The sequence below is a fragment of the Pantoea sp. S62 genome, from assembly GCF_016658625.1.
In the GTDB taxonomy this organism is placed as follows: Bacteria; Pseudomonadota; Gammaproteobacteria; order Enterobacterales; family Enterobacteriaceae; genus Pantoea; species Pantoea vagans.
Window position 1 is genome coordinate 92,070 of sequence record NZ_JACVVI010000017.1, and the last position, 26,148, is coordinate 118,217.

Annotated in this window: 26 protein-coding genes; 6 read left to right on the top strand and 20 right to left on the bottom strand. The window is 57.6% G+C overall.

Translation table 11 applies throughout. The features are described from left to right. Positions 1–90: 90 nt before the first annotated feature. Together ptsP and rppH are read right to left on the bottom strand one after the other, a co-directional pair. Complete coding sequence (gene ptsP, locus IBT54_RS20375) at positions 91–2,337, bottom strand: phosphoenolpyruvate--protein phosphotransferase (RefSeq protein ID WP_033783993.1); 2,247 nt, start codon at positions 2,335–2,337, stop codon at positions 91–93. Positions 2,338–2,349: 12 nt separating this feature from the next. Beyond that, the gene (gene rppH, locus IBT54_RS20380) at positions 2,350–2,877 is read right to left on the bottom strand and encodes an RNA pyrophosphohydrolase (protein ID WP_009087042.1); all 528 of its coding nucleotides are present in this window, start codon (positions 2,875–2,877) and stop codon (positions 2,350–2,352) included. Positions 2,878–3,561: 684 nt separating this feature from the next. Between rppH and mutH the strand changes: the two genes are divergently transcribed. The 4 genes from mutH (at position 3,562) to IBT54_RS20400 (ending at position 6,567) form a co-directional block, all read left to right on the top strand. Continuing rightward, complete coding sequence (gene mutH, locus IBT54_RS20385; protein WP_110330840.1) at positions 3,562–4,239, top strand: DNA mismatch repair endonuclease MutH; 678 nt, start codon at positions 3,562–3,564, stop codon at positions 4,237–4,239. Positions 4,240–4,339: 100 nt separating this feature from the next. Then, the gene (locus IBT54_RS20390) at positions 4,340–5,050 is read left to right on the top strand and encodes a TerC family protein (protein WP_003853954.1); all 711 of its coding nucleotides are present in this window, start codon (positions 4,340–4,342) and stop codon (positions 5,048–5,050) included. A gap of 118 nt (positions 5,051–5,168) precedes the next feature. After that, positions 5,169–5,387, top strand: a complete 219-nt coding sequence (locus IBT54_RS20395) for a YgdI/YgdR family lipoprotein (protein WP_013358922.1) — start codon at positions 5,169–5,171, stop codon at positions 5,385–5,387. A 139-nt stretch (positions 5,388–5,526) separates the two neighbouring features. Further along, positions 5,527–6,567, top strand: a complete 1,041-nt coding sequence (locus tag IBT54_RS20400; protein WP_061063274.1) for an NADP(H)-dependent aldo-keto reductase — start codon at positions 5,527–5,529, stop codon at positions 6,565–6,567. Between the two features lie 39 nt (positions 6,568–6,606). Here IBT54_RS20400 and IBT54_RS20405 read toward each other — a convergent pair whose 3' ends face one another. Both IBT54_RS20405 and lysA read right to left on the bottom strand, forming a co-directional pair. Next, positions 6,607–7,056, bottom strand: a complete 450-nt coding sequence (locus IBT54_RS20405) for a GNAT family N-acetyltransferase (RefSeq protein WP_201252833.1) — start codon at positions 7,054–7,056, stop codon at positions 6,607–6,609. A gap of 3 nt (positions 7,057–7,059) precedes the next feature. Beyond that, positions 7,060–8,316 (bottom strand): diaminopimelate decarboxylase, encoded by a 1,257-nt coding sequence (gene lysA, locus IBT54_RS20410; RefSeq protein WP_201252834.1) that lies wholly within the window; start codon positions 8,314–8,316, stop codon positions 7,060–7,062. A 102-nt stretch (positions 8,317–8,418) separates the two neighbouring features. Here lysA and IBT54_RS20415 point away from each other — a divergent pair, with 102 nt between their 5' ends. Beyond that, positions 8,419–9,339 carry a LysR family transcriptional regulator gene (locus IBT54_RS20415; RefSeq protein ID WP_013358926.1) on the top strand — a complete coding sequence of 307 codons (921 nt, stop codon included), beginning with the start codon at positions 8,419–8,421 and terminating at the stop codon, positions 9,337–9,339. Here the strand turns inward: IBT54_RS20415 and IBT54_RS20420 are convergent. Then, the gene (locus IBT54_RS20420; RefSeq protein WP_201252835.1) at positions 9,336–10,499 is read right to left on the bottom strand and encodes an MFS transporter; all 1,164 of its coding nucleotides are present in this window, start codon (positions 10,497–10,499) and stop codon (positions 9,336–9,338) included. The two genes, IBT54_RS20415 and IBT54_RS20420, sit on opposite strands and share 4 nt — an antisense overlap. 361 nt (positions 10,500–10,860) lie before the next feature. Between IBT54_RS20420 and IBT54_RS20425 the strand changes: the two genes are divergently transcribed. Next, the gene (locus IBT54_RS20425; protein WP_013358928.1) at positions 10,861–11,487 is read left to right on the top strand and encodes a serine protease; all 627 of its coding nucleotides are present in this window, start codon (positions 10,861–10,863) and stop codon (positions 11,485–11,487) included. Here the strand turns inward: IBT54_RS20425 and IBT54_RS20430 are convergent. The 15 genes from IBT54_RS20430 to IBT54_RS20500 all read right to left on the bottom strand — a co-directional run bounded on the left by IBT54_RS20430 (position 11,484) and on the right by IBT54_RS20500 (position 26,026). Next, positions 11,484–11,978, bottom strand: coding sequence for a cupin domain-containing protein (locus IBT54_RS20430; RefSeq protein ID WP_110330843.1), 495 nt, complete (start codon positions 11,976–11,978; stop codon positions 11,484–11,486). The genes IBT54_RS20425 and IBT54_RS20430 overlap by 4 nt on opposite strands. Positions 11,979–12,101: 123 nt before the next feature. Beyond that, complete coding sequence (gene lysS / locus IBT54_RS20435) at positions 12,102–13,622, bottom strand: lysine--tRNA ligase (protein ID WP_201252836.1); 1,521 nt, start codon at positions 13,620–13,622, stop codon at positions 12,102–12,104. 2 nt (positions 13,623–13,624) lie between these two features. Next, a protein-coding gene (prfB, locus tag IBT54_RS20440; protein WP_098052461.1) for a peptide chain release factor 2 occupies positions 13,625–14,723 on the bottom strand; the annotation gives its coding sequence in 2 pieces (ribosomal slippage) (positions 13,625–14,647 and positions 14,649–14,723; 1,098 coding nt in all). A gap of 232 nt (positions 14,724–14,955) precedes the next feature. Continuing rightward, positions 14,956–16,692, bottom strand: coding sequence for a single-stranded-DNA-specific exonuclease RecJ (recJ, locus tag IBT54_RS20445; RefSeq protein ID WP_147790018.1), 1,737 nt, complete (start codon positions 16,690–16,692; stop codon positions 14,956–14,958). A 3-nt stretch (positions 16,693–16,695) separates the two neighbouring features. Beyond that, positions 16,696–17,409, bottom strand: a complete 714-nt coding sequence (gene dsbC, locus IBT54_RS20450) for a bifunctional protein-disulfide isomerase/oxidoreductase DsbC (protein ID WP_013358933.1) — start codon at positions 17,407–17,409, stop codon at positions 16,696–16,698. A gap of 21 nt (positions 17,410–17,430) precedes the next feature. After that, the gene (xerD, locus tag IBT54_RS20455; RefSeq protein ID WP_013358934.1) at positions 17,431–18,324 is read right to left on the bottom strand and encodes a site-specific tyrosine recombinase XerD; all 894 of its coding nucleotides are present in this window, start codon (positions 18,322–18,324) and stop codon (positions 17,431–17,433) included. Between the two features lie 260 nt (positions 18,325–18,584). Beyond that, positions 18,585–18,803, bottom strand: a complete 219-nt coding sequence (locus tag IBT54_RS20460; RefSeq protein ID WP_073970567.1) for an ogr/Delta-like zinc finger family protein — start codon at positions 18,801–18,803, stop codon at positions 18,585–18,587. Between the two features lie 77 nt (positions 18,804–18,880). Next, positions 18,881–19,984, bottom strand: a complete 1,104-nt coding sequence (locus IBT54_RS20465) for a phage late control D family protein (RefSeq protein ID WP_201252837.1) — start codon at positions 19,982–19,984, stop codon at positions 18,881–18,883. Beyond that, a complete protein-coding gene (locus IBT54_RS20470) occupies positions 19,981–20,466 on the bottom strand; it encodes a phage tail protein (RefSeq protein ID WP_187512336.1) in 486 nt (161 codons plus the stop codon). Before IBT54_RS20470 ends, IBT54_RS20465 begins: the two co-directional genes overlap by 4 nt. Next, positions 20,463–23,168, bottom strand: a complete 2,706-nt coding sequence (locus IBT54_RS20475) for a phage tail tape measure protein (protein ID WP_201252838.1) — start codon at positions 23,166–23,168, stop codon at positions 20,463–20,465. The genes IBT54_RS20470 and IBT54_RS20475 overlap by 4 nt, the downstream gene beginning before the upstream one ends. After that, on the bottom strand, positions 23,161–23,280 hold the full coding sequence (locus IBT54_RS20480; protein ID WP_033786692.1) for a GpE family phage tail protein: 120 nt from the start codon (positions 23,278–23,280) through the stop codon (positions 23,161–23,163). The genes IBT54_RS20475 and IBT54_RS20480 overlap by 8 nt, the downstream gene beginning before the upstream one ends. A gap of 14 nt (positions 23,281–23,294) precedes the next feature. After that, positions 23,295–23,603, bottom strand: a complete 309-nt coding sequence (locus tag IBT54_RS20485) for a phage tail assembly protein (protein WP_060680948.1) — start codon at positions 23,601–23,603, stop codon at positions 23,295–23,297. Positions 23,604–23,659: 56 nt separating this feature from the next. Next, the gene (locus IBT54_RS20490; RefSeq protein WP_060680951.1) at positions 23,660–24,175 is read right to left on the bottom strand and encodes a phage major tail tube protein; all 516 of its coding nucleotides are present in this window, start codon (positions 24,173–24,175) and stop codon (positions 23,660–23,662) included. A gap of 12 nt (positions 24,176–24,187) precedes the next feature. Further along, positions 24,188–25,357: a phage tail sheath protein gene (locus IBT54_RS20495; RefSeq protein WP_201252839.1), complete on the bottom strand. Its 1,170-nt coding sequence runs from the start codon at positions 25,355–25,357 to the stop codon at positions 24,188–24,190. Positions 25,358–25,402: 45 nt separating this feature from the next. After that, positions 25,403–26,026 carry a recombinase family protein gene (locus IBT54_RS20500; protein WP_064690379.1) on the bottom strand — a complete coding sequence of 208 codons (624 nt, stop codon included), beginning with the start codon at positions 26,024–26,026 and terminating at the stop codon, positions 25,403–25,405. Positions 26,027–26,148: the final 122 nt, after the last annotated feature.

Genomic DNA, 26,148 nt, shown 5'->3' on the forward strand with positions numbered 1-26,148 from the left:
TAAATTAAGGCTGCGCATCATAGCACAGCCGGTTTTGTGAATTGTCTTGCAAATGTAAACGCGGATAACGCGTAAAGCCTGCTTCAGCGTCTAACGACCACCACGGATAAGCCCACCTAATCCGCGCCGCTCCATAAAGGCCGAGACCAGATGGCGAACTTCGGTGGCAGTGTCGGCATTCATTCCCTGTTCGCTGAGCTTCTGTACCTCTTCATGATCCAGATGACGCAACAGGTACTTAACGCGCGGTACGTTTTTACCGTTCATGCTGAGATGGTGATAACCCAGGCCGACCAGCAGCGCGACGCACATCGGATCACCTGCCATTTCACCACACAGGCACAATTCCAGATTGGCCAGGCGGGCTTCCTGCGCAATCGCATTCAGTGCGCGCAGCATCGCCGGATGCAGCGAGTCGTACAGGTTCGCGACGCGGGTATTGTTACGATCCACCGCCAGCAGATACTGCGTCAGGTCGTTGGTGCCGACCGAGACAAAATCGACCCGGGACGCCAGATGCGGGATCATAAACAGCATCGACGGCACTTCGATCATGATGCCGATACGCGGCGCGGGAATCGCATAGCCCAGCATCTCTTCCACTTCGCGTCCGGCACGATCGATCAGCTGTTTTGCGTCGTCGATTTCGTCGATATGACTGATCATCGGCAGCAGGATACTGAGGTTGCCGGAGGCGGCATTGGCGCGCAGCATCGCGCGCACCTGTACCAGGAAAATTTCCGGCTGGTCGAGCGTCAGGCGGATGCCACGCCAGCCCAGGCAGGGGTTCTCTTCACTGATCGGCATGTAGGGCAGCTGTTTGTCTGCCCCCACATCCAGCGTTCGCAGCGTTACCGGCTTGTTGTGGAACAGCTGCAACATGCCCTGATACTGCGCCACCTGCTCCTCTTCCGACGGGAAGCCGTTCTGCAGCATAAACGGGATTTCGGTGCGGTAGAGGCCGATACCATCCACCCAGCTGCCCAGCGCCTGTTCATGTTCCGGGCTTAATCCGGCATTGAGCATCACCTGCACGCGTTCGCCACTTTTCAGCTCACCCGGCTGATCGACCACGCCTTCCGCCATTTTGCTCAGCGCGTTCTCTTCGCTGATCAGCCGCTGATACTCCTGCACCAGCACCGGCTCGGGATCGATCAGCAGCTCACCGCGATAGCCATCAACGATCAGCAGGCGTTTGTTGAGCTGATGAGGCTGGATGTCAGCGCCCATCACCGTCGGGATGCCCATGGCACGGGTCAGGATCGCCGCATGGGAGTTAGCCGCGCCGTCACGCACTACCACACCCGCCAGCCGCTCCTGCGGCAGCTCCGCTAAGGTAGTGGCAGTCAGCTCATCGGCGACCAGCACAAAGCGTTCCGGCCAGGCATTCGTGCCGACCAGAGTATCATCGAGGTGAAACAGCAGACGCTGACCCAGCACCCGCAGATCGCCTGCGCGTTCACGCAGGTAGTTGTCAGTCAGGCTGGCGAACTGTTCAGCAAACTTCTCGATCACCTGTTTAACGGCCCACTCCGCGACCGATCCGCGCTCGATCTCGTCGAACAGATCTTTCTTCAGCCGGGCATCGGTTAACAGGTGAGAGTAGAGATCGAAAATGGCCGCGCTCTCTTTCTGTGCGCTGGCGCTGAAACGTTTGCTGAAGCGGCGGAATTCACTGGCCGCTTCGCTCATGGCAAGCGACAGACGCTCACGTTCACGCTGCACATCCAGCGTCGAGGCGGCCGAAACCTGATCGAGCAGAGGCTGCGTCTCATCGACCCAGCCGGGTGCCACCGCTACGCCAGGCGCTGCCGCAATGGCGCGCACGCGCGTCTGCCGGAACTGACCAAACAGCTGACCCATCTGAGACTGCGACAGCAGCGCCGCCATCTGGGTGGCGAGCGTCACCAGGAATGACTCTTCGCTTTCATCAAACTGACGGTGTTCGCGCTGCTGCACCACCAGCACGCCAAGCAGCTGGCGACGGCTGATAATGGGCACGCCGAGGAAGGAGCGATAACGCTCCTCTTTGACTGCGGGGATATATTTAAAGCTGGGGTGACTCTGGGCGTCAGCAAGGTTAATCGGTTCGGCCAGACGGCCCACTAAACCGACGATACCTTCGTCAAACGCCAGCGTCACGGTGCGGCCACGCGGTTTTTTGAGGCCGCGCGTCGCCATCAGGTAATAGCAGCGACGATCGTGGTCGGCGAGGTAAACGGAACAGACTTCCGTATCCATCGCCAGACAGATCTCATTGACCAGGATGTCGAGTGCTTCATTGAGACGCGGCGCACTCGCCACTTTTTCTACAATTTCGCGCAACTGAGTGAGCATAAAGGGCGTGGCCTATCCTCTCTTACGTCGATGGGCAGGATTATTTCGCTGCCCCGCACTCTCCTGCATAGACATCACCACGCCAGCGAATTCCTTCATTACCCGACGATAGACATCGCGCTTAAAGGAGACAACCTGACGCACCGGATACCAGAAACTGACCCAGCGCCAGCCGTCAAATTCCGGCGTGCTGCTGTGCTGCACATTGATATCCGCGTCATTACACATTAACTGCAGAAGAAACCACTTTTGTTTCTGGCCGATACATACCGGCTTTGTGTCCCAACGCACCAAACGTTTTGGCAACTTGTAACGCAACCAGTTACGGGTAGAGGCAAGTATTCGAACATCTTTCCGGTGTAATCCGACCTCTTCGAACAGTTCGCGATACATCGCCTGTTCTGCGGTTTCACCGGGATTGATGCCTCCCTGAGGAAATTGCCAGGAGTGCTGTCCAAAGCGCCTGGCCCATAACACTTGTCCCTGCCGGTTACAGATTACGATACCAACATTCGGGCGGTAGCCATCATCATCGATCACCGGACTACCTCAAAGCAAAATTTGAATGGCCTGATTGTTTCACACTCCTTACAGGCGGTAAACCACTGGATTCATGGGGGGTTGAGCCATCAATAGCGGGATAACTCACAGAAAAGGGCAAAGTTATAAACAAAGACCGCAAAAAAGATCGATCTTATTCACCTTTTCTGTGGATAGCTTTGTGCAGAACGCGGGAGTTAACTGAATAACCCTGCCATCACACCTGGGAATGCCAAAAAGAGTTAGTTTATTATCTTATTGATTAATAATTAAATTAATAAAGAATCTCGCTTCATCGGCTTTTTATAAACAGCGAATATTTTTACGCCCACTGACAATTGGATAAATTATAAGCACAGTGCTTTTTATCCACAGATAATTGCTCAGGGTTAGGTCATGGCGGTGAAAATTTGGTCAAATAGCGAAAAGTCAAGGCTGTAAATGGAACCAGTACCGCAAACATAAGGGGGTTATCCCACTTTTCTGTGGATAACCGGGCTGGAGATCCTGTTCATTGTTGAGGGTAAGCTGGGATAACCCTGTCCCACTGCGGATAGCGCAAGGGCAATCCATCTAAAAAAGCATGATCTATCATGTTATTATCGATCACGGACACGATTTATTTTAGCGGGACAACTTAGCCACCCGCAGCTGTACAAATTTTAACCATTGCGAGTTATCAACATGCGTTATCCCCCAGGACCACCCGAAGATGAAGCCAGCCTGCTGGCACGCGCGCAGGATTTAGCCGGATTACCTATGGAAACGCTGGCTGCGCGTGCCGGTCTGCCCATGCCTGCGGATCTTAAACGCGATAAAGGGTGGGTCGGCATGCTGCTGGAGTGGCACCTTGGGGCGAGCGCGGGCAGCAAAGCGGAACAGGACTTTGCCCATCTGGGTATCGAACTGAAAACCATCCCGATTGATGCACAGGGTAAACCGCTGGAAACCACCTTTGTCTGCGTCGCACCGCTGACCGGTAACAGCGGCGTGACGTGGCTCACCAGCCATGTGCGTCACAAGCTGGCGCGGGTGCTGTGGATCCCGGTTGAAGGCGGGCGGGAGATTCCGCTGCGGGAACGCCGTGTCGGCGCGCCGCTGTTATGGAGCCCGAATGCGGAAGAAGATGAGATGCTGCGTCAGGACTGGGAAGAACTAATGGATATGATCGTGCTGGGGCGCGTTGAGCAGATTACCGCACGGCATGGTGCCTGGCTGCAAATCCGGCCCAAAGCCGCCAACAGCAAGGCACTGACCGAGGGAATTGGCGATCAGGGCCAGCCCATCATGACCCTGCCGCGCGGCTTCTACCTGAAGAAGAGCTTCACCGGTCCCCTGCTGGCGCGCCATTTTCTCCTGTAAATCGCTTATCCTGCGCGACCATCGTCGCAATTTTGTGGGAGATTGGCGAATTCAATGCGTATAATCGCCGTTTACTTTTCGTTTAGGATTGAATGCCGGTATGTTTGAGTGGATTTCCGATCCCAACGCCTGGCTGGCGCTGGGCACCCTGACCATCCTTGAGGTGGTACTGGGTATTGATAACATCATTTTCCTGTCGCTGGTGGTCGCTAAACTGCCAAAACACCAGCAAGCCAGTGCACGCCGCATTGGTCTGATGGGTGCGATGTTAATGCGTCTTGGCCTGCTGGCTTCCATCGCCTGGGTCGCCCGTCTGACTAATCCGCTGTTTACGCTGATGGATCATGCGTTCTCGGCGCGCGATCTGATCCTGCTGTTTGGCGGTCTCTTCCTGCTGTGGAAATCGAGCATGGAGATCCATGAAACGATTGAAGGCAGCGAAGGCGAACACAACACCCGCGTTCATTCGTTCCTTGGCGCGATTGTGCAGATCATGATGCTCGACATTATTTTCAGCCTCGACTCGGTGATCACTGCTATCGGTCTCTCCGATCATCTGTTCATTATGATGGCAGCCGTCGTGATTGCGGTGCTGATGATGATGTTTGCCGCACGCGCCATTGGTGAGTTTGTCGAGCGCCATCCGTCAGTGAAAATGCTGGCACTCTCCTTCCTGATTCTGGTCGGTTTTACCCTGATTCTGGAGAGTTTTGCGGTCCACGTACCCAAAGGTTACATTTATTTCGCTATGTTCTTCTCCATGGCGGTTGAGTGCCTTAACCTTATGCGCAGTAAGAAAAAGCACGCCTGAGAAAGTCAAGGGCGAGCCTGCTCGCCCGATTATTTTCAGAATCCTACGATTAACCCTGCCGGCAAAACCATTTATTACTACACTTTTTGCAATTAACGATTTGTGAGGAAGAGGCGTGATGAAAGGGTTGGCAGGCGTAGCACTGGTGATGGTAACCGCAGCGTTACTGAGTGGATGCAGTTCTGATTATGTCATGGCGACCAAAGATGGCCGGATGATCATGACCGAGGGCAAGCCGAGCATTGATAAAGAGACCGGCCTGGTGCAGTACACCGACCAGACGGGTCACGAGGTGCAGATTAACAGCGATGAGGTCTCAACGATCATTGAACGTTAAGTGCCCGATTTAATTACCTGCCACCGATTCCGCGCTGGCAGGTAATTTCCCCGACTTTTGCCCCTTCCTTCCCCGCCGTTGCTCGCGCTATAGTCCCTGAGGACACAACATTCCATTCCATAAAAAAAGGAAGCTGGCAATGCACTATCATCGTATTCCCCACAGCACGCTGGAAGTGAGTCAGCTGGGGTTGGGCACTATGACGTTTGGCGAACAGAACAGCGAAGCCGACGCCCATGCTCAGCTGGATTTGGCTATCCGTTCCGGCATCAACTTTATTGATACCGCTGAAATGTATCCGGTGCCACCGCGCCCGGAAACCCAGGGTCTGACCGAACAATACATTGGCAGCTGGCTTAAACAGCGCGGCAGCCGCGACAAAATCATTCTGGCCAGTAAAGTGGCGGGTCCGTCACGCGGCAATGATGCGTCGATTCGCCCGGATATGGCACTGGACCGTAAAAACATCCGCGCCGCACTGGATGCCAGCCTGAAACGTCTGAACACCGATTACCTTGATCTTTACCAGCTGCACTGGCCGCAGCGCCAGACCAACTATTTTGGCAAGCTGGGCTATCAGTACAGCGAGACCACGGCCCAGGTGACGCTGCTGGAGACGCTGGAAGCGCTGACCGAGCAGGTGCGCGCCGGTAAAATCCGTTATATCGGCGTGTCGAACGAAACCGCGTGGGGCGTGATGCGCTATCTGCAGCTGGCGGAGAAGCATGAACTGCCGCGCATTATCAGCATTCAGAATCCTTACAGCCTGCTGAACCGCAGCTTTGAAGTGGGTCTGGCCGAAATCAGCCAGCATGAAGGCGTCGAGCTGCTGGCGTATTCCAGCCTGGCGTTTGGTACGCTGAGCGGCAAATATCTGAACGGTGCGCAGCCTGCGGGCGCACGTAACACGCTGTTCAGCCGCTTTACCCGCTATAGCGGCGAGCAGTCTCAGAAGGCGATTGCCGAATATGTAGCGTTAGCGCAACAGCATCAGATTGACCCGTCGCAGATGGCGCTGGCCTATGTGCGTCAGCAGCCGTTTGTGGCCAGCACGCTGCTGGGTGCCACAACGCTTGAGCAGCTGCAGATTAATATCGACAGTTTCAATCTGACTTTAAATGCAGAGATTCTGGAAGGTATTGAGGCGATCCACCGCCGTTACACCTATCCTGCGCCATAAATACTCTGTTGCCAGCTGCCGCAGGGCGGCTGGCCTCTCTCACAGGTCACGATAATAGAGTTTCACCGGCTTATCGGGATACTCCAGCGCCTCTCCCTGCGCCAGCCAGCCAGACCGTTCGTAGTAACCTCCAAACGTTGACCATAACCACAACCGTGGATAGCCGCGAGCCTGTGCATAAGCAATGACATGCTGCTGCAGCGCCTCACTGACACCTTTGCCGCGCGCCGACTCATCCACATAGAGCGCCGCCAGCCACGGATAGAGATCCTGACGGCTGATCAGATCGCAGCGCCAGAATCCCGCCGTGCCGATTGCCCTGCCCGCCTCTACGGCGACAAAGGTGACCGGAAAATCAGCGCCGGTCAGGCTGCTGTTTACCACACTGGCGAAGAACGCCTGGCTGCTGGCTTCGCCAAAAGCGCGCCACTGCCAGTCGGTGATCTGATCGGCAAACTGCGGCACATCGCTGAGCGGGACGATTTTCATAAGTTAATCGATTTCCAGCGCCAGCAACGACTCAATCGTCTGCGCGCGACGGATTTCGCGCGGCTGGCCCTGCTCAAACAGCACTTCCGGGATCAGCGGACGGCTGTTGTAGTTTGAGGACATAGAGGCACCGTAAGCACCGGTGTCGTGAAACACCAGATAATCGCCCACTTTTGCTGCCGGCATCGCGCGCGGTTCGACCATGCCGCCCTCCAGCTGGGTAAAGACATCGCCCGATTCGCACAGCGGACCGGCCACTACCGTGTCGATGGTCTGCTGCTCATCAATCGCCCGTTCATCGCCTGCCATCAGCGAGATATGGTGATAGCTGCCATACATGGAGGGACGCATCAGATCACTGAAACCGGCATCGACCAGCACGAAGTGACGGCTGCCCATCGATTTCACTGCCCGCACCTGCGACACCAGCACGCCCGCTTCGGCCACCAGGAAACGGCCCGGTTCGATCTCCAGTTTGACCGCATGACCCAGATGCTGAGCGATACGCTGACGCGCCGCGTCCCACAGTCCAAAGTAGTGATCGGTATCGATCGCCTCTTCGCCGTAGCGATAAGGAATAGAAAGGCCACCGCCCGCAGAGATCGCAGTCAGATCCTGACCCGATGCCATCACCAGTTCCACCATCGCATCACAGACCTGCTGCAGATGCGAATAATCCACGCCAGAGCCGATGTGCATGTGAATACCCACCAGCTTCAGGCCGTGCTGTTTAATGGCCGCCAGCGCCTCGTCTAAGTCGTCGTGCCAGATACCGTGCTTGCTGTTTTCGCCGCCAGTATTGGTTTTCTGACTGTGGCCATGACCAAAACCTGGGTTGACCCGCAGCCACACCGCATGTCCCGGTGACACCGCGCCGAGCTGATGCAGCATATCGATCGAACCGGCATTGACCGGCACCTTCAACGCAGTAATCCGCGCCAGTGTCGGCTGATCGAACAGATCCGCAGTGAAGACGATCTCGTCACCGCCAGACTGGTAGCCAGCAGCCAGCGCACGTTCGATCTCACCCAGCGATACCGAATCCACTTTCACACCCGCTGCACGCATCAGGCGCAGGATATGAATATTTGAGCAGGCTTTCTGCGCAAAACGCACCACATCAAACGCCTGCAGCTGAGCAATACGCGCCTGAATAATCTGTGCGTCATAAGCCCAGAATGGACCGGCATAACGGCGTGCCAGCGGCAGCAGGTTAGTGGCGTTGAGGGTGGTGTCGGTACTCTGTAATGAACGTGGCATAGCAATTCTCCTGTGGCGATAACCGCATTAAGCCAGAATCATGCCATAGCGAAAAATATCTGTTTTAATAGCATCTATTCAGAATAGATATAGGAAGGCGGCGTGGCGAACATTAACTGGCGGCATATCGAAATTTTTCATGCGGTGATGACCAGCGGCAACCTGACCCAGGCTGCTACGCTGCTGCATACCTCACAGCCGACCGTAAGCCGGGAGCTGGCACGACTGGAGCAGCAGCTGGGATTAGCGTTGTTCGGGCGGGTACGCGGTCGCCTGCAGCCGACGGTGCAGGGGTTACGTCTGTTTGAAGAGGTACAGCGATCCTGGTATGGGCTGGATCGCATCATGGAAGCGGCAGAAGGGTTGCGTCAGTTTCGTCAGGGTGAGCTGTCGATCGCCTGCCTGCCGGTTTTTTCGCAGTCGCTGCTGCCACCGCTGTGTCAGCCTTTTTTACAGCGCTACCCGGATGTGAGCCTGAATGTGATTCCGCAGGAGTCGCCGCTGCTGGAGGAGTGGCTGTCGGCACAGCGCTACGATATCGGCTTAACCGAAACCCAGCACGCGCCGGCTGGCACTGACCGCCTCGCCCTGCTGACCTGTGATGAAGTATGCGTGTTGCCACAGCATCATCCTCTGAGTCAGCGTGCAGAACTGACACCGCACGACTTTGCGGGCGAACAGTATGTCAGCCTGTCGCGCAACGACAGCTATCGTCAACTGCTGGATGCGCTGTTTCAGGATCAGGGCGTCGAACGGCGGCTGGTGATGGAGACGCACAGCGCCGCGTCGGTGTGCGCGATGGTCAGAGCGGGCGTGGGTATTTCGATTGTAAATCCGCTGACGGCGCTGGATTACGCCGACAGCGGTGTGGTGATGCGAAAATTCAGCGTGGCGGTGCCGTTTACCGTCAGCCTGGTGAGGCCACAACACCGTCCCGCGTCAGCGCTGGTCGATGCCTTTGTCAGCCATCTGCAGCAGCAGGTGGCTGACTTTCCGGCACGTATTGCCGCCCGCCTGGCTTAAGCGCGAACTCTGGCGGCTGCGCTGCCCGATTTACGGAAGGTCATCAGGCAGATCAGCAGGCCGATAGCGGCAAGCGCAGCTGCCGCAACCGGCACCGCCGTCAGGCCAAAACCACGGCCAATGACTGCCCCGCCGACCCAGGCACCCAGCGCATTACCGACGTTAAACGCCGAAATGTTCAGGGTTGAGACCAGATTCGGTGCCTCTTTGCCGTGACGGACCACGTTGATCTGCAGGCCCGGTACCGTGGCAAAGGTCGCCATTGCCCACAGGAACAGGGTGAGCTCCGCCAGCCACAGCGCATGGCTGGTCCAGCTGAACAGCAGCGAGAAGATGGCGATCAGAGAAAAGCTGAGGATCAGACTGAAGGAGACTTTCCAGTCGGCCAGTTTGCCGCCAAGAATGTTACCCACTGTCAGGCCCGCGCCAATCAGGAACAGCGTCCAGCTGACCCCCCGATCGCTGATGCCCGTTACCTCTAACAGCAGCGGCGCAATGTAACTGAACAGGGCAAACATCGCCGCGGCAAAGAACACCGTCATCAGCAGCGAGAGCCAGAGTTTGCCGTTGGCCAGCGCACCGATTTCACTCGCCAGATGAACCGGCTTCTCTTCTTTATTGTTCGGCAGACTCACGATCAGGGCGATAAACGCCAGCACGCCGATCACCGCTACGCCCCAGAACGTAGCGCGCCAGCCAAACATCTGTCCGAAGCTGGTTCCCAGCGGGACGCCCAGCACGTTAGCCAGGGTCAGCCCGGTAAACATCAGCGCCACAGCAGAAGCCTGACGACCGGCCGGCACCAGGCTGGCGGCCACCACCGCGCCGATACCAAAGAAAGCACCGTGACAGAGCGCGGTGACGATTCGCGCCAGCATCAGCAGGTTGTAGTTGTAAGCCAGCGCACACAGCAGGTTGCCGACAATAAAGATCACCATCAGCAGGATCAGCGTTTTTTTGCGCGGCAATCTGGCGGTGAGCAATGCCATAATCGGCGCACCAATCGCCACTCCCAGCGCATAGCCACTGATCAGCCAGCCCGCCGACGGAATCGACACCTGAAGGTCACGTGCCACCTCCGGCAGCAACCCCATAATGACAAATTCGGTGGTTCCGATGGCGAACGCACTCAACGCCAGCGCCATTAATGCTACAGGCATAACACTCTCCCGGTTTTATTTGCAGGTGAACCGCGCAGACGCGCCGCCCCTCGACGCTTGTTAGAATTTGATCTGCGTCACGTTGAGTATTACAGCACAGCACTGATTTGCGACATAGCCTGCGTGCAGCAAAGGATTATTGCCGCCGCCGCAATAATCCTGCCGCGTTATCGTAAAAATCTTTCGTCTCCAGCCTGCAGGCCAGGCCCGCACAGCCTCATTCCCCCACTGTCAGGTTGTCATTTTCTGTTAACCGGTTACGCTTTTTAATGCGGAATTAATTAATAAATCTTTAACGTTGCCGATATATCCCTAATCAATTGCCAGGTGATGTAATCAACTTCTGACGCAGGGAGAGAGAATGCAACGACTCATAGCCTTAATGGTGTTTGGCTTAACCGGCTGCTCGGTGGGTCATTATGAGTACAGTAAAGAGGCTGAAAAACGGGTTGATATGACCGTCACCGGCATTCCCACCGTGCTGGGCTTTGGTACGCTCGGTACCACTATCCCGCTGACGCCGGAGTACAGTCTGACCGCCGCGCACGTGGCGAAGTTTTCACTTTACCGCGTCAAAGCCTGGCATCCGCAATGCGATCTGGCGGTGGTCTACCACAAAAACAGCGAAATGAACCTGCCACCCAGCTTCCGCAACAGTCATATCGGCGACCAGGTGAATCTCTACGGCTACAGTTTTATTTCGGCCATGCCGGTCAGCTCCAGCGGACAGAACCTGATTAATACCACGCTGGCAAACAGCTGGAACAAGCCAGACTGTGTCGTCGTCGCGGCGAATGCGGGTGTGGTGAAAGGGATGTCGGGCGGCGCGGTCTATAACGCCTCAGACGACACGCTGGCAGGTGTAATTATTGGCTACAGCAATAACATCAATGACAATGCCAGCGGTAAGACGCTGTATAAGAACGTTGCGCTCTATGTGCCCTATTCACGGTTCCAGACCTGGCTGGATCAGGCGATAAAATCTTAAGTTTTTTTGTCGGGCAAACCGGGATGGTTGCCCATAGGATGTTCGGGCGGATTCAGCCATCTGTCTTTACGGGTTGCTTCGTAATCCGGGTTAAGAGGATAAGTAATACGATTTTCAGGCTTGCTGGTCTCCCCCACCACTAAAAAGCGTGCCTCGTGCTCGCTGTTATTGATAAAGGTGTGGCAAATGCCCGTGCCCGCCGGAAAGGCCACTGCATCGCCCGGCGACAGTGGATAAAGCTCGCCGTTAATCCAGGCGTCAGGATGTCCTTCAAGCACAAAAATGAACTCTTCTTCCGCGCTCTCCGCGTGGGGATAAGACAAGCGGCGTCCGGGCAACAGCCTTTCATGGTGAATGCCAAGGCGGGTTAATCCCAGCAATCTCCCCAGTGGCGCACCAATCGACATGCGCTCATCGCTGTCGGCATAGTGTTCGTTATCTTCGCCTTCCAGCGCCTGCCAGTGGCGAATACAGTCGGGACGTTGCGTCATGATGATGGCTCCAGGTTGAGACATTCAGCCTGGCAGAGGAAGCGGCATGACTCAAGCATGGCGAGGCGAACAGCAGATATAAAAAAGGCCGGGATGCCCGGCCTTTTCTGAGAACAGTCAGACTTACTTGCTGCCTGGACGCAATGCCGGGAACAGGATCACATCACGGATAGTGTGGCTGTTGGTAAACAGCATCACCATACGGTCAATACCGATGCCCAGACCCGCGGTTGGCGGCAGACCGTGTTCCAGTGCGGTGACATAGTCTTCGTCGTAGAACATCGCTTCGTCGTCACCCGCATCTTTGGCATTCACCTGCTGCAGGAAACGCTCAGCCTGATCTTCTGCATCGTTCAGCTCGGAGAAGCCATTGCCGATTTCACGACCACCAATGAAGAACTCAAAGCGATCGGTGATTTCCGGGTTCTCGTCATTACGGCGGGCCAGCGGAGAGACTTCAGCCGGATATTCGGTAATGAAGGTTGGCTGAATCAGATGCGCTTCTGCCGTCTCTTCGAAGATCTCGGTCACGACGCGGCCCAGACCCCAGCTCTTCTCTACTTTGATGTGCAGGGATTGTGCAATCGCCACGGCTTTGTCGAAGTCTTCCAGATCGGCCAGATCCGTTTCCGGACGGTATTTCTTAATCGCTTCACGCATGGTCAGTTTTTCAAACGGCTTGCCGAAATCAAACTCCTGCTCGCCGTAAGGCACAACCATGCTGCCCAGCACATCCTGCGCCAGCGTACGGAACAGGCTTTCGGTCAGCTCGATCAGATCTTTGTAATCCGCATAAGCCATATAGAGTTCCATCATGGTGAACTCTGGGTTATGACGTGGCGAAATACCTTCGTTACGGAAGTTACGGTTGATCTCGAATACGCGATCGAAGCCGCCCACCACCAGACGCTTCAGGTAGAGCTCTGGCGCAATACGCAGATACATGTCGATATCCAGCGCATTGTGATGGGTGATAAACGGACGCGCAGAGGCACCGCCCGGGATCACCTGCATCATCGGGGTTTCCACTTCCATAAAGTCGCGGCCCACCATGAACTGGCGAATACCGGCCATGATCTGCGAACGAATTTTGAAGGTGTTGCGAGACTCTTCGTTGGCGATCAGATCAAGGTAACGCTGACGGTAACGGGTTTCCTGATCGGCCAGGCCGTGGAACTTATCCGGCAGCGGGCGCAGTGCTTTGGTCAGCAGACGCAGTTCTGAACAGTGAATCGACAGTTCGCCGGTCTTGGTTCTGAACAGTTTGCCACGCGCACCCAGGATATCGCCGAGGTCCCATTTCTTAAACTGCTCGTTGTAGATGCCTTCCGCCAGATCGTCACGTGAAACGTAAAGCTGAATCCGGCCGCCCACATCCTGCAGGGTGACGAAAGAGGCTTTACCCATGATACGGCGGGTCATCATGCGGCCGGCGACGCTGACTTCGATACCCAGCGCTTCCAGCTCTTCGTTGCTCTTCTCGCCATAGCTTTCCAGCAGCTGGTTCGAAAGGCTGTCACGACGGAAATCGTTGGGAAACGCCAGACCGTTGGCACGCAGCGCGCTCAGCTTTTCACGGCGCGTTTTCAGTTCGTTATTTAACTCAACGGCGGCATCAGCGCTCTGCGGTTGTTGTTCAGACATGTCTATAACCCTGCTTTTAAACTAGCTTCAATGAAACGATCCAGATCGCCGTCCAGCACCGCCTGGGTGTTACGCGTCTCTACGCCTGTGCGCAGATCTTTGATGCGTGCATCATCGAGAACGTAAGAACGGATCTGACTTCCCCAGCCAATGTCGGACTTGTTGTCCTCCAGCGCCTGTTTCTCAGCATTTTTCTTTTGCATCTCAAGCTCGTACAGCTTCGCTTTCATCTGCTTCATTGCCTGATCTTTGTTCTTGTGCTGAGAACGGTCGTTCTGACACTGGGTGACGGTACCGGTTGGAATATGGGTAATACGCACCGCAGATTCGGTCCGGTTAACGTGCTGGCCGCCCGCACCCGACGCACGATAGACGTCAATGCGCAGATCGGCTGGGTTGATGTCGATATCAATATCGTCATCCACTTCCGGGTAAATAAAGGCTGAGCTGAAGGAGGTGTGACGACGGCCGCCGGAGTCGAATGGGCTCTTACGCACCAGGCGATGCACGCCCGTTTCGGTGCGCAACCAGCCAAAGGCGTAGTCGCCTGACACGCGAATGGTCACCGACTTGATGCCCGCAACTTCACCTTCAGACTCTTCGATAATTTCGGTTTTGAAGCCTTTTGCTTCGGCCCAACGCAGATACATACGCATCAGCATGCTGGCCCAGTCCTGCGCTTCGGTGCCGCCGGAACCCGCCTGCAGATCGATGTAGCAGTCGGCGCTGTCATACTCGCCGGAGAACATGCGGCGGAATTCCAGTTCGCCCAGCTTGCCCTCAAGGACATCCAGCTCGGCAACGGCTTCGTTGAAGGTCTCTTCGTCTTCCGCTTCTACGGCCAGCTCAAGCAGACCCTGCACATCTTCCAGGCCCTGCGACATCTGTTCCAGCGTCTGCACGATGGCTTCCAGCGAGGAGCGCTCTTTGCCCAGCGCCTGAGCACGCTCAGGTTCGTTCCAGACATCGGGCTGTTCCAGCTCGGCGTTTACTTCTTCGAGGCGTTCTTTCTTGGCATCGTAGTCAAAGATACCCCCGAAGAACGTCGCTGCGCTCACTGAGGTCCTGAATACGGTTTTTGACCGGGTTGATTTCAAACATGGCTTTAGCGTCTTTCTTATGTTCGATGGGACAGGAAAATTAACGCACAAGTTTACCCGAAACTGGCGGCAGATTGTAGCGCTGAGACAGCGGGCGGATGCCGGGGTTGTGTGACGTGTCGCATTTGCGTCTTGCAGCGCGTCGACATGCTCGCAGGTAGCGGGTTAATGCAGGGGATAATCAGGCTGTCGCGCATCTGCCGTGGCCGGAGAGTCGCGACAGCCTGTCTGACTCAGTTCAGCGGCCAGATATGGTCGATGATCAGCTGCACTGAGCGGTTACCGCGATACTCATTAATATCCAGCTTATACGCCAGTTCGACCTGACGAATGCTGCTGTCGGGCCAAAGCGTGGTATCGACATTAAAGGCGATACCATCGATCAGCGGCCCACCATTAAGCGGCTCGACCATCACTTTCAGATGACGCTCGCCCACCAGACGCTGTTGCAGCAGCTTAAATTTGCCGTCAAACGCGGGTTCCGGGAACGCCTGGCCCCAGGGACCGGCTTCGCGCAGCATCTCTGCGGTCTGCAGCGAAAACTCCTGCGGCTGTAACGCGCCATCGGACCAGATGATGCCCTGCAGCGATTCGCCATCCAGCCACTCACCGACAAGGTCGGCAAAGCGCTGACGAAACTCCTCGTAACGTGCGGTTTCCAGCGATAAACCGGCCGCCATGGCGTGACCGCCGAACTTCAGCATCAGGCCTGGATTCAGCGTGTCCAGACGCTCGAGTGCGTCGCGCAGATGCAGACCGGCAATCGAACGGCCCGAACCTTTCAGCGTGCCGTCGCCGGCCGGCGCAAAGGCAATGACCGGACGATGGAAACGCTCTTTCAGACGAGAGGCGAGAATGCCCACCACGCCCTGATGCCATTCGGGATGATAAAAGGCCAGTCCCAGCGGCAGATCGCTCTGTTCACGCTCCAGCGCCTGACACAGCGCCAGCGCTTCGCTCTGCATGCCCTGCTCTATCTCTTTGCGCGTCTGGTTCAGCGCATCCAGTTCACTGGCCAGCATGCGCGCCTGGCTGAGATCGTCGGTCATTAACAGCGCTACGCCCACCGACATATCGTCGAGGCGGCCTGCGGCGTTGAGCCGCGGCCCCAGCGCGAAACCGAGATCGCTGGCCGCCAGCTGACGCGCATCGCGATTCGCAATCTCCAGCAGCGCCCGGATGCCTGGCCGACATTTTCCGGCCCGGATACGGCTGAGCCCCTGCCACACCAGAATGCGGTTATTAACGTCGAGCGGCACCACATCGGCTACCGTGCCGAGCGCCACCAGATCCAGCATATCCGCCAGATTCGGTTCAGCGCGGGTAGCGCCAAACCAGCCCTGGGTACGCAGATGGGCGCGCAGTGCCAGCATCAGATAGAACGCGACGCCAACGCCCGCCAGCGCACGTGAGGGAAAGTTGCAGTCCGGCAGATTGGGATTCACGATCGCCTCAGCGGCCGGTAAGGTTTCGCCCGGCAGATGGTGATCGGTAATCAGCACCGGAATACCGTGCTGATGTGCGCATTCCACACCGGCATGAGAGGAGATGCCGTTATCGACCGTCAGGATCATCGCGGCACCGCGCGCGCGCGCCTGCTCAACCACTTCCGGACTGAGGCCATAACCATCTTCAAAGCGGTTAGGCACCAGATACTGCACGTTGCCGCCCCCCATGCTGCGCAGCGCCATCACCGTCAGCGCAGTACTGGTTGCGCCATCGGCATCAAAGTCGCCCACCACCATAATGCGACGCCCATCCAGCAGCGCCTGGTGCAGCAGCGCCACAGCGCTCTCAATCCCGCTTAAGGACTGATACGGCAGCAGGTTTTTCGCACCGCGCTCCAGTTCCGCGGCGTCGCACACGCCGCGTTGCAGATAGAGTCGTTTCAGCAGCGGCGGCAGCGTAGCCGGCAGCGCATCATCAACCGTCACCTCCCGGCGACGCAGTTCCACTTCCTGTTTTAACACCGATTAACCACCACGCTTCTGATTGTCCAGCACCTGCTTCAGCTCCTGCGGCGACTGATAACCCGGGATCATCATGCCGGTGTCGGTCAGCATCGCGGGAGTGCCCTGAATGCCGAACAGCACGCCCAGTTTGTAGTGCTGAGCAATATCGATTTTGCAGCTGTCCGGCGCGGCCATTTTCGGTGCATTGCCTTTCATCGCCTCATCGAACGCTTTATTGCGATCAGCGCTGCACCAGATCGCTTTCATCGCTGGTTCGATCTGACCATTCAGCCCTTCACGCGGAAACGCCAGGTAGCGCACGGTGATGCCCAGCGCATTGTAGTCCGCCATCTGCTCGTGCAGCTTGTGACAGTAGCCGCAGGTGATGTCGGTGAAGACCGTGATCACATGCTGCTCTTTTGGCGCTTTATAGACGATCATTTCCGGCACCAGCGCCTCGACTTTTTTGTCCAGCAGCTGGTTGGTGACGTTGACCGGCTGTTTGCCGCTGACATCATAGAGCGGGCCCTGAATCATATGTTTGCCGTCATCGGTCACATAGAGCACGCCGCTTTCCGACAGCACGGTTTTAAATCCCGGCAGCGGTGACGGGCTGATCTCCGTCTGGTTCAGACCGAGCTTTTTAAGAGATTGCTGAATGGCGCTGTCATCGGCCTGTGCCAGACCGGAAAAGGCGCTGGCTAACAGGGCCAGCATGGCAAAATGCTTGTTCATTTTTATCCTTATGGCCGCGAATCAGGCTCGCGGATGGTGTTGTTGATGCAACTGACGCAGGCGCTCAGTGGCAACGTGCGTATAAATTTGGGTGGTAGAGAGATCGCTATGTCCCAGCAGCATCTGTACGACACGCAGATCCGCGCCGTGGTTCAGCAGATGGGTCGCAAAGGCGTGACGCATCACATGCGGCGATAACTTTTCGCTGTCGATCCCCGCCAGCGTGGCGTAATGCTTGATGCGATGCCAGAAGGTCTGGCGCGTCATCTGCTGTGCCCGATTACTGGGAAACATCACGTCCAGCGTCTGACCATTGAGCAGCCATGGGCGACCATGTTCCATATATTGCTCCAGCCAGTAAACCGCTTCTTCACCTAACGGCACCAGCCGCTCTTTATCGCCTTTACCGATAACCCGCACGACGCCCTGGCGCAGGCTGATGTCGCTGAGCGTCAGTCCAGTCAGTTCAGAGACGCGCAGGCCGGTGGCATAGAGCACCTCCAGCATCGCCTTGTCGCGCAGCTCCAGCGGAATGTTGGTATCCGGTGCCTGCAACAGCCGCTCAACCTGGGCTTCACTGAGATCTTTCGGCAGACGCTGCGGCAGTTTTGGCGCGGACAGCAACGCGCTGGGATCGTCCGGGCGCAGCTTTTCGCGATAAAGATACTGGAACAGGCGACGCATCGCGCTGAGCAGCCGCGCTGAGCTGGTCGCCTTGTAGCCGCCCTCCAGCCGTTCGGCCAGGAACTGCTGCAGATCCAGCGGCGTCACGCTGAGCAGCGTCAGCTGGTGATGCGTCAGCCAGCCGGTCAGCGTCTGAAGATCCTGACGATAAGAGGAGAGAGTATTCTGCGCCAGATTGCGTTCAATCCAGAGCGCATCAAGAAACTGTTCTGTCAGTTCACTGTCCTGCACGTTATCTCCGCCGTCTGGTGTAAAATCATGCTCATTATGCCTGATTCAGCGGTGCTTCTGGTACAATTGCGCCAAAGTCAGTATTTACAGAGTGTTATCTGCATGAAAATCGGTCTATTTTAATCTGACACAACTATAACCATTTAAAACAATAATTTAAGTAAACAAAAAAGCGCCATTGGCGGCAAATTGGCGGCAGAATTCATTGCTTTCTGACAGAAAAAAACCCGCATATGCGGGTGTTTTTTTTTGCCAAACGCTCATAGCCAAAGCGTTTGCTGATGATTTCGGCCAGGGTGTGGGGGTACAGGCTTTACCTCTCCAGGCATCATAATGATTGATGACACAGTTTCTAAGGACTTGAAAGTGCAACTGCAGTTTATATTCTGGCACTGGTTGTAACGTTCTTTTGTCTCCTTTGAAATTTGGCTGCTACTGCGAGTGTGTGCCGCATTCCCGCATATTGGACAATTCATCATTTTTGATACACCTCGCATTTGAACTCATTTACGAACTTTACTATGGATTGTAATGTTTTTGCGTACTTTTTAAAGGCTTATTCCATATTCAATGAATCTATCTTCACTTCGAGTTCAAAACTGGTAGTAAAGCCGCTATCCGCGCTAAGGCTGTGAGTCAGCGTAGTAATGATCCACTCTCCATCATCAATCTGCCGCTTGAAGCCGCTGACCTTCACTGGCATTTCCGTGTAAAGCTCCGCGCGACCCTTTGCCAGCTGAATGGAAAACGTCGCTGCACCGCGCTGCAGGCGCTCCCACTGCATTTTCGCCGCCCGTTCGGCGTTGCCCCGGTTCGCGTAAGTGCGGCTTAGTACCAGCACGTTTTCGTCCGTGCCGATCAGGTAATCCCCCTGCTTCGCCTCCGGCTCTTTCTTTTTCTTCGTCGTGGTCTTTCGTCGTCTGCGCTTAACCTTCGCCACAGGCTTCTTTGCCGGTTCGCGTGTGTGCAGCCAGCTGGCTATCACGCCGGTGTAAGCGTCGCGGTCCGCCAGGGTGAAGCGGTGGCTGTCTCCGTCCCTGCGCTGAAGGGTCATCACTGGCAGCGGCTTGCCGCTTGCCGTTTTTCCCTGTCCCTGCCGGATAAACAGCAGATTTCCGTCCTTGACGCAGGCCACCGCACCGCACTGTTTAGCCAGGCGCATCAGAAAGCTGGCGTCTGATTCGTTGGTCTGATCGATATGGTCAATTTCTGCGGCAGCCATGTCCTCACCCATCGCCGTCTTCAGCTTATGCCGCCCGGCGATATCCCGGACAATTTCGCCCGCTGTGGTTTTGTGCCAGGACTTCTCCCGCTTCGTGTTCAGGGTCTGCCGGAAGTCCGCGCTGCGCGCCCGCAGCGTCAGGCGGTCAGGCGTGCCGCTGTGCTCGATTTCATCAACCACATAGCTGCCTTTCGGAAAAAGTGCCTCACCCTGCCAGCCCAGCGCCAGCGACAGCACGACGCCCCGGCGCGGCAGCTGCAGCTGGCCGTCCGCGTCGTCCAGCTCGATGTCCAGCTGATCCGCCTCAAAGCCCCGGTTGTCAGTGAGCGTCAGGCTCAGCAGGCGCTTTTCCAGCTTCTGCGTGATGTCTGCGCCGTCCATCGTCAGCCGGAACGCCGGTGAGTTCTGCTGGCCGTTAATCCACGGGATGGTCATCATGAAAATAATCCTCCCGCTGCGGCGCTCACCTTACCGGCGGCGGTGACGGCTGCGCCCTGCATGGCAGACAGCTGATCGCTGAGGCTGCCAAACATCTCGCCCAGCGATTCATCGGTGCGCTTCAGCGTCAGCGTGAATTCAATGCGGCGGCATACACCGCTGCTGAAGAACTCCGCTTTGGTCTGGCTCAGGCTTTCAATCACGAACATGCCGTAAATCGTCCCGCTGCCCTCGATAAGCGGCCACGCACGGCCCAGCTCCGCAATCTGCTCCAGCGCGAACAGCGACAGCCTGCCGCCGGTAATCTCCGGCAGCAGCACGCCGGAAAGCGTCAGCGTGTCGTTGTCCGGGCCTAAAAACTGCAGCGACGGCCTCACGCCCACGCGGCTGTTTGACGGGAAACGCCAGCTGCGCTGATACTGCAGTTCCTGATAGGGCACCGTTTTTAGCATGAAAACAAATAAGCCCAGCGTCATCATCATTCCTCAAATCCTCCCCTGTCCCGGTAACTGCTGCGGGCGCGGGCCTGCGCCTGCCGCTCTTTTGCCTCCAGCCTGCGCATCACCTCATCAACCAGATCCTGCTGGCTCTGCCCCGGCTGCTGCACAATGGTGAAGGAGGCGTGAATCTGCGGCGCAGCTCCCTGTGCAGCACTGCCTCTCATGCGCGGTGCTTCCTGCCGGTACGCCTGAACCGGCAGGCTGAGCGGGTGCAGTGGCTTAGCCTCCGCCGTCGCTCCTGCACCGCCCAGCGTCAGCGCCGCCAGTGCTGCCAGCCGTGCAGTGCTCCGGCGGCTGGTCACGTTCGCCGGACCGCTGACCAGTTCCGGCCCGTTTTCACCAGCAACGCCGAACTGCCCGGACGGAATAAAGCCACCGCTGTCGTACATGCCCGCAAATCCGGGGAACCCGCCCGGCGGCAGGGATACACCGCCGCCCGTTTTTGCCTGCGCCGCACGCGGCAGCTGCGGCCCGCCGGACTTATCGGCGCCCGGCTTCAGGAAGTCCGGCAGGTAGTCGGTCAGTGACGACAGCTTATTTTTAATCGCATCCCATTTCTGGCTGATACCAGCCATCAGGCCGTCAATCATCTGTGAACCCGCTTCCTGAAAACGCGCGGGCAGCGCCTTCGCGTCGGAAACAATCTCCCCCCACTTTGTGCTGATGTAGGTGCGGATCGCGGTCCAGATGCTGCTGACCTTTGTGCTGATAGCGTCCCACATGGCGGCAAGTTTCGGTCCCAGCGTGTCCCAGTTCTGCCAGATAAGCAGCGCCCCGGCGGCAATCAGCCCGATAACGGCCAGAATCGGGTTTGCAAACATCAGCCGCCCCAGCCACAGCACGCCGTTCCCCACGATGCCGATGGCGCTTTTAATCAGCCCGAAGGCACTGAATGCTTTTATCCCCAGCACGTTAAAGCTGAACCTGAGCAACGCAAGCGGCCCAAAAAAAGCCGCGAGGCTCACCAGAAAAGCCCCGGCACCCAGCACCAGTAATGAGAGAACGGCGGCAGTCTTCACCAGCGCGCCCGCCAGCTCCTTGTTGTTTTCCACCCAGCGACGGGTTACGCCGGTGACTTTCTTCACCATGTTCATGATGTCCATCAGCGGCGTGCGCAGCGAATCGCCCAGGCCGCTCATGGTGTTGGAAACGCCGGTTTTGGTCAGCATCCACTGTGCAGAAAGCGAGTCCTTGTTGATATCTGACTCTTTCTGCATGGAGCCTTTCGCCCCGTCGCCCTGCGTCAGCTGCAGCTGTCGCCTCAGCTCCGGCATGTTGTTAGCGAGTTTGGCCGCGTCCTTGCCGTACTCCTTGCCGAAGACCATTGTCATAGCCGTCAGGCGTTTGTCTTTCGGCAGGTTGTTGACCTTTTCCAGCACGCGCTGGATGGTACCCATGGCGTCCGTGGTCATCTGCTTTTCAATCTTTTTCGGATCGAGTTTCAGCAGATCCATGCCGTCCATAAAGCGGTCACTCTGCATGGTGGCAACGGAAAGCTCGCGCACCATCGCGTTCGCCGCACTGGCGGCGGTTTCCGACGTTGCGCCCAGGCTGAGGAAGGTTGAGCCGAGCGCAGCCGCCTTGCGGTAGTCCAGCCTGTCGGCCACGCCGCCCATGCGCTGCAGTACGTCGATGATGTCGGAACCCTTGGACATGGCGTTATCGTCCAGGTAGTTCAGCGCATCACCCAGCTGCTCGATGTTGCGCGTGGGGATTTTATACAGCTGCGCAATCTTGCCCAGCCCTTCGGCCAGCTCACCGGCAGGCAGTTCAAACGCGGTGGACGCCTTCGCCGCCGTGGTGGCAAAGGCCATCAGGTCGCGCTTCTGGTCCTCATAAGAATCATTCTGGTTCGTCACGCCCATGCGCGCGCCGCCCTCAACCAGCGCGGCGTAGTCAATCGCGCCGTTTTCCATCGGCAGCTGCTCACTGGCGGCCTTGATGGCGGCCTGCATGTCATAAAACTGCTTTGTGCGGTTGCCGCTGTCGTCGCGCAGCCCGTTGACCTGCTTTGCCACGCCCTTCATGGCGTCTTCCATTGCCGCTGAAGACTTCACGGCGGCCAGCACCGGTGCGCCCATTGCCAGCCCGGCGGCGGATGTTGCCGCACCGGCACCGGCCACGCGGTCGCGCACCTCAAGCGAGCGTGAATAGCGCTCACGTACCGCGCGCATTTTTGCCTGCCGATCTCCCAGCTTTTTAAGCGACTGCTGCTGCCGGTCAATGGCGGCGCGCGCCTCGTCCGACTGACTTTTAAGTTCGCGCTGTGCCTGGCTCAGTTTCTTCGTGTCGATACCGGCAGCGCCCAGCGCCTCACGCTGACGCTGCACCGACAGGCGCAGCCCGTTGTAAGTCTGCTGCAGCTGGCTGGCGCGGTTTTTTGCCTGCTCCAGCACGCGGGCCTGTGCAGCGGTGGGCTTGTTTGATTCCGCAAACTGCACGGCCAGCCGCGCCGCTTCTTCGCGGGCGGCTTTAAGGTTGTTAGCAGTGATGGCAAGCTGTGAGCGGGTTTTACGGAAGCCGTCAATGCGCCCGGCCTGTGCGTCCAGCGCCTTGAGGGTGTTGCGCGTGTCGCGCAGTGTGCCGGCCAGCTCGCGCGTGCTGTCGCGGGCGCTGCGGAAGGGGCGCGTCAGCTTATCGACCGCGCCCAGCAAGACCTGTAAACGCAGATTTTTATCACTCATCGCTGGCCCTGTGTCTCAGGATTGCTTTGTGCCGCCACTCCAGAACCTCGGTCAGCGTCATGGACTCGGTAACGGAGGGCGGCCAGTGAAAGACGGTGGCGATGTCCGCCACCAGATCGTCTACCGTCAGGCCGTCGCTAAATCCGACAGGACCGACTTCTTCAGCAAAAAAGTGACCACCTCCACCGACAGGCTGACCAGATCGGCAGGGTCCATTTCGTTAATTTCCGCCGTGGTCAGCGCCGGGGTGGTAATGCGCGGCAGCACGGTGATCAGCGCGTTCACGTCCATGTCCAGCAGCGCCTGCAGGCGGGTGCCGCGCAGCGCGCCGGACTGCGGCTTGCGCACGGTGACGGAGGTGATTTCGGTTTTGCCGCGCAGGATCGGGGTGTCCAGCTCAACGACTTTTTCATTTGGCGTGGTTTTGTCAGTCATGATTTGATTCCATTAAAAAGAGAGATAAGCGGCAGGCGCAGCGCCTGCCGGGATGATTACAGGCCCAGCGCGTTGCGGTGCGCTTCCATCAGGTCGGTGCCGCCCACGATTTCGATCATGTTCACCAGATCGCACTCATAGAGCACTTCGCCGTTGATGGTCAGCTTTGCATAGCTGTTGGTGCCGGACACTTTGGTGGTGCTGGATTCGCCGGTTTTCCATTCGCCGGAGTCCAGCTCCTTATAGCGTCCGCGCGTGACCAGCTCGACTGCCTGTACTTCGCCGGTGTCGTCGCGCTGAATGGAGCCGGTAAAGCGCAGCTGAATCCCGTCCACGGTGGTGGTGCCCATCTGCTTAATCAGCAGCGCTTCGGTACCGCCAATGGTGAATTCCGTATCCAGCGCGCCATCGTCCAGGCCCATGTCAATGTCCACAGCACCGGCCATGCCGCCGCCGCGATACTTCTCAAACTTGCGGGTAAATTTCGGCAGCGTCACGGACTCGACCAGCCCCTGCCAGTTGTTGCCTGCGTTGAACAGGTTCAGATGCTTGAGTTTGCGGGGTAATGCCATCTTTCCGTCTCCTTATGCGCTGACGCGGCTGCTGAAATCGAGCAGGTACTGGTCTGTGATGCGCTGGCGCAGCAGCAGGTTTTCCAGCGGCGGCACCGGCGTGTAGTCGTAATCGATCAGCAGCTTGCCCGCCTTGAGCGTGTCTTTATCGTTAACGCTCTCATCCAGCCAGCAGTCCGCACCAATCAGATAGCCCTGAGTCACCAGGCTGCGCAGCTTCGCGCGGATGCTCTCGATGATGTCGCGGGCCAGCGACGGGTTCAGCGCTCCGTCAACGGACCACATCTGCCCTTCAGCCATCGTGTCCATCAGCACCTGCGCGGTGCGGGTGTAACACTCAAACTGAAACAGCGGATCGTCGCTGAGGCAGCGGGAACCCCAGAAGCGGAAGCCGTCTTTACGGATAAGCGTGGTGACGTCGTTCTGGTTCAGCAGGCCCGCATCAGTGGCCGGATCCTGCAGGTCCCAGAAGACGTCTTTTGAAATGCCGGTGACGCCGTTCACGCCGACGTTTGACAGGGACTTGTGCCAGCCGGTCTGCTCGTCGATTTTGGCGCGCAGGCCCAGCGCGCGGGCGGTGGAGTAGGCCGTCGCGTCCGCCTTCATCACGGTGTCAAAGCTGATGAAGTCAGGCCAGATCAGCATCCCTTCGCGCTGGCTGAAGTTGCTGCGGTAGGCAATCGCCTCTTCAACACTCTTGCAGCCGTAGGCGGACAGGTAGGCGAAGCCGCGCAGGCTCTGCGCCACGCCCAGCAGTTCGGTGGCGACGGCTTTGGTGTCGTGGCCGGGCACGCCGAGAATGCGGGGTTTGACGCCGCAGACGGACTGCGCGGCCAGCAGCGCCTTCATGCCGGTGCGCTGACCGTCGGTCACGCCGCCGATAATGTTGGCGGTGGTTTCCGCTTCGGTTTCGCCCTGCGGCACGCGCACGACGACGGTGACGGGTTTGGACTGATCGGCGATGGCGTCCAGTGAGCGCGCCAGCGTGCCGGACTCTCCGGCCTTGCCGCTGGCTGCGAGTACGTCGGTTAACAGCACCGGGCGGTTTAGCGGAAAGGTGGCCGCGTCGGCGTCGTCGCCGGTACAGACCAGCCCGACAATCGCGGTGCTGACGGTGGTGATAGTTCGCGTGCCTTCGTTGATTTCCTCAACGCGCACGCCGTGGTGATAATCCTGTGCCATAGGGCGGTTCTCCTGTGAAGGGGTTCCGCTATGGTCTATGGTCCGCTATGACGGGGCACGCGCTGGCTGTTGTGCGGTGTCTGACACAACAGACGCGCCGTTTTCGCGCAGTTTTTTCTGTTCCGGGGCCGGGATATACCGGTAAATCGTTTTCTCTGACACGTCCAGCACCAGCGACACCTGCAGCAGCGTTGCTCCCTGCGCCAGCATCCGCCGGGCACGCTCCACCGTTTCCGCTGTCATCTTTCGCCGCCTGCCACCGACGCGGCCTTTATCACGCGCGGCGGCCAGCCCGGCGCGGGTGCGCTCTACGATCAGCTCGCGTTCCATTTCCGCCAGGGCACCCATGACGTGAAAGAAAAACCGCCCCATCGGCGTGCTGGTATCGATGCTGTCAGTGAGGCTGCGGAAGTTCACGCCCCGTTCTCTCAGCTCTTCAGTCAGCATGACCAGATGCCGCATACTTCTGCCGAGCCGGTCCAGCTTCCACACGACCAGCGTGTCACCGGGCTGCAGGCAGCGCAGCGCCTTTTTCAGCCCTGGCCTGTCGCTGGTTTTACCGCTTATCCTGTCCTCGAAAATCAGTTCACAATCTGCGCTCTGCAGCGCAATCCGCTGTAGATCCGTGTTCTGGTCATTTGTTGACACCCTGATGTAGCCAATCAGCACGCTGAGTTCTCCGCAAATGGCCGCAAGTGTGCCAGTGCGGGCCGGTGCAGGGCCAGGTGATTGCTTCTCAGAAACCTCGGTTTAGGCGAAGGCGCGCCCGTTATCGGCTCGCCGTTCCCATG

Bases quoted from the DNA above. Each gene is read 5' to 3' on its own strand.
- mutH (WP_110330840.1), top strand. From the start codon at position 3,562: ATGCGTTATCCCCCAGGACCACCCGAAGATGAAGCCAGCCTGCTGGCA.
- IBT54_RS20485 (WP_060680948.1), bottom strand. From the start codon at position 23,603: ATGACTGACAAAACCACGCCAAATGAAAAAGTCGTTGAGCTGGACACC.
- IBT54_RS20395 (WP_013358922.1), top strand. From the start codon at position 5,169: ATGAAAGGGTTGGCAGGCGTAGCACTGGTGATGGTAACCGCAGCGTTA.
- IBT54_RS20460 (WP_073970567.1), bottom strand. From the start codon at position 18,803: ATGATGAATTGTCCAATATGCGGGAATGCGGCACACACTCGCAGTAGC.
- IBT54_RS20475 (WP_201252838.1), bottom strand. From the start codon at position 23,168: ATGAGTGATAAAAATCTGCGTTTACAGGTCTTGCTGGGCGCGGTCGAT.
- lysA (WP_201252834.1), bottom strand. From the start codon at position 8,316: ATGCCACGTTCATTACAGAGTACCGACACCACCCTCAACGCCACTAAC.
- IBT54_RS20420 (WP_201252835.1), bottom strand. From the start codon at position 10,499: ATGCCTGTAGCATTAATGGCGCTGGCGTTGAGTGCGTTCGCCATCGGA.
- IBT54_RS20425 (WP_013358928.1), top strand. From the start codon at position 10,861: ATGCAACGACTCATAGCCTTAATGGTGTTTGGCTTAACCGGCTGCTCG.
- dsbC (WP_013358933.1), bottom strand. From the start codon at position 17,409: ATGAACAAGCATTTTGCCATGCTGGCCCTGTTAGCCAGCGCCTTTTCC.
- IBT54_RS20430 (WP_110330843.1), bottom strand. From the start codon at position 11,978: ATGACGCAACGTCCCGACTGTATTCGCCACTGGCAGGCGCTGGAAGGC.
- IBT54_RS20495 (WP_201252839.1), bottom strand. From the start codon at position 25,357: ATGGCACAGGATTATCACCACGGCGTGCGCGTTGAGGAAATCAACGAA.
- IBT54_RS20465 (WP_201252837.1), bottom strand. From the start codon at position 19,984: ATGATGACCATCCCGTGGATTAACGGCCAGCAGAACTCACCGGCGTTC.
- ptsP (WP_033783993.1), bottom strand. From the start codon at position 2,337: ATGCTCACTCAGTTGCGCGAAATTGTAGAAAAAGTGGCGAGTGCGCCG.
- IBT54_RS20490 (WP_060680951.1), bottom strand. From the start codon at position 24,175: ATGGCATTACCCCGCAAACTCAAGCATCTGAACCTGTTCAACGCAGGC.
- IBT54_RS20390 (WP_003853954.1), top strand. From the start codon at position 4,340: ATGTTTGAGTGGATTTCCGATCCCAACGCCTGGCTGGCGCTGGGCACC.
- IBT54_RS20400 (WP_061063274.1), top strand. From the start codon at position 5,527: ATGCACTATCATCGTATTCCCCACAGCACGCTGGAAGTGAGTCAGCTG.
- IBT54_RS20470 (WP_187512336.1), bottom strand. From the start codon at position 20,466: ATGATGATGACGCTGGGCTTATTTGTTTTCATGCTAAAAACGGTGCCC.
- lysS (WP_201252836.1), bottom strand. From the start codon at position 13,622: ATGTCTGAACAACAACCGCAGAGCGCTGATGCCGCCGTTGAGTTAAAT.
- IBT54_RS20405 (WP_201252833.1), bottom strand. From the start codon at position 7,056: ATGAAAATCGTCCCGCTCAGCGATGTGCCGCAGTTTGCCGATCAGATC.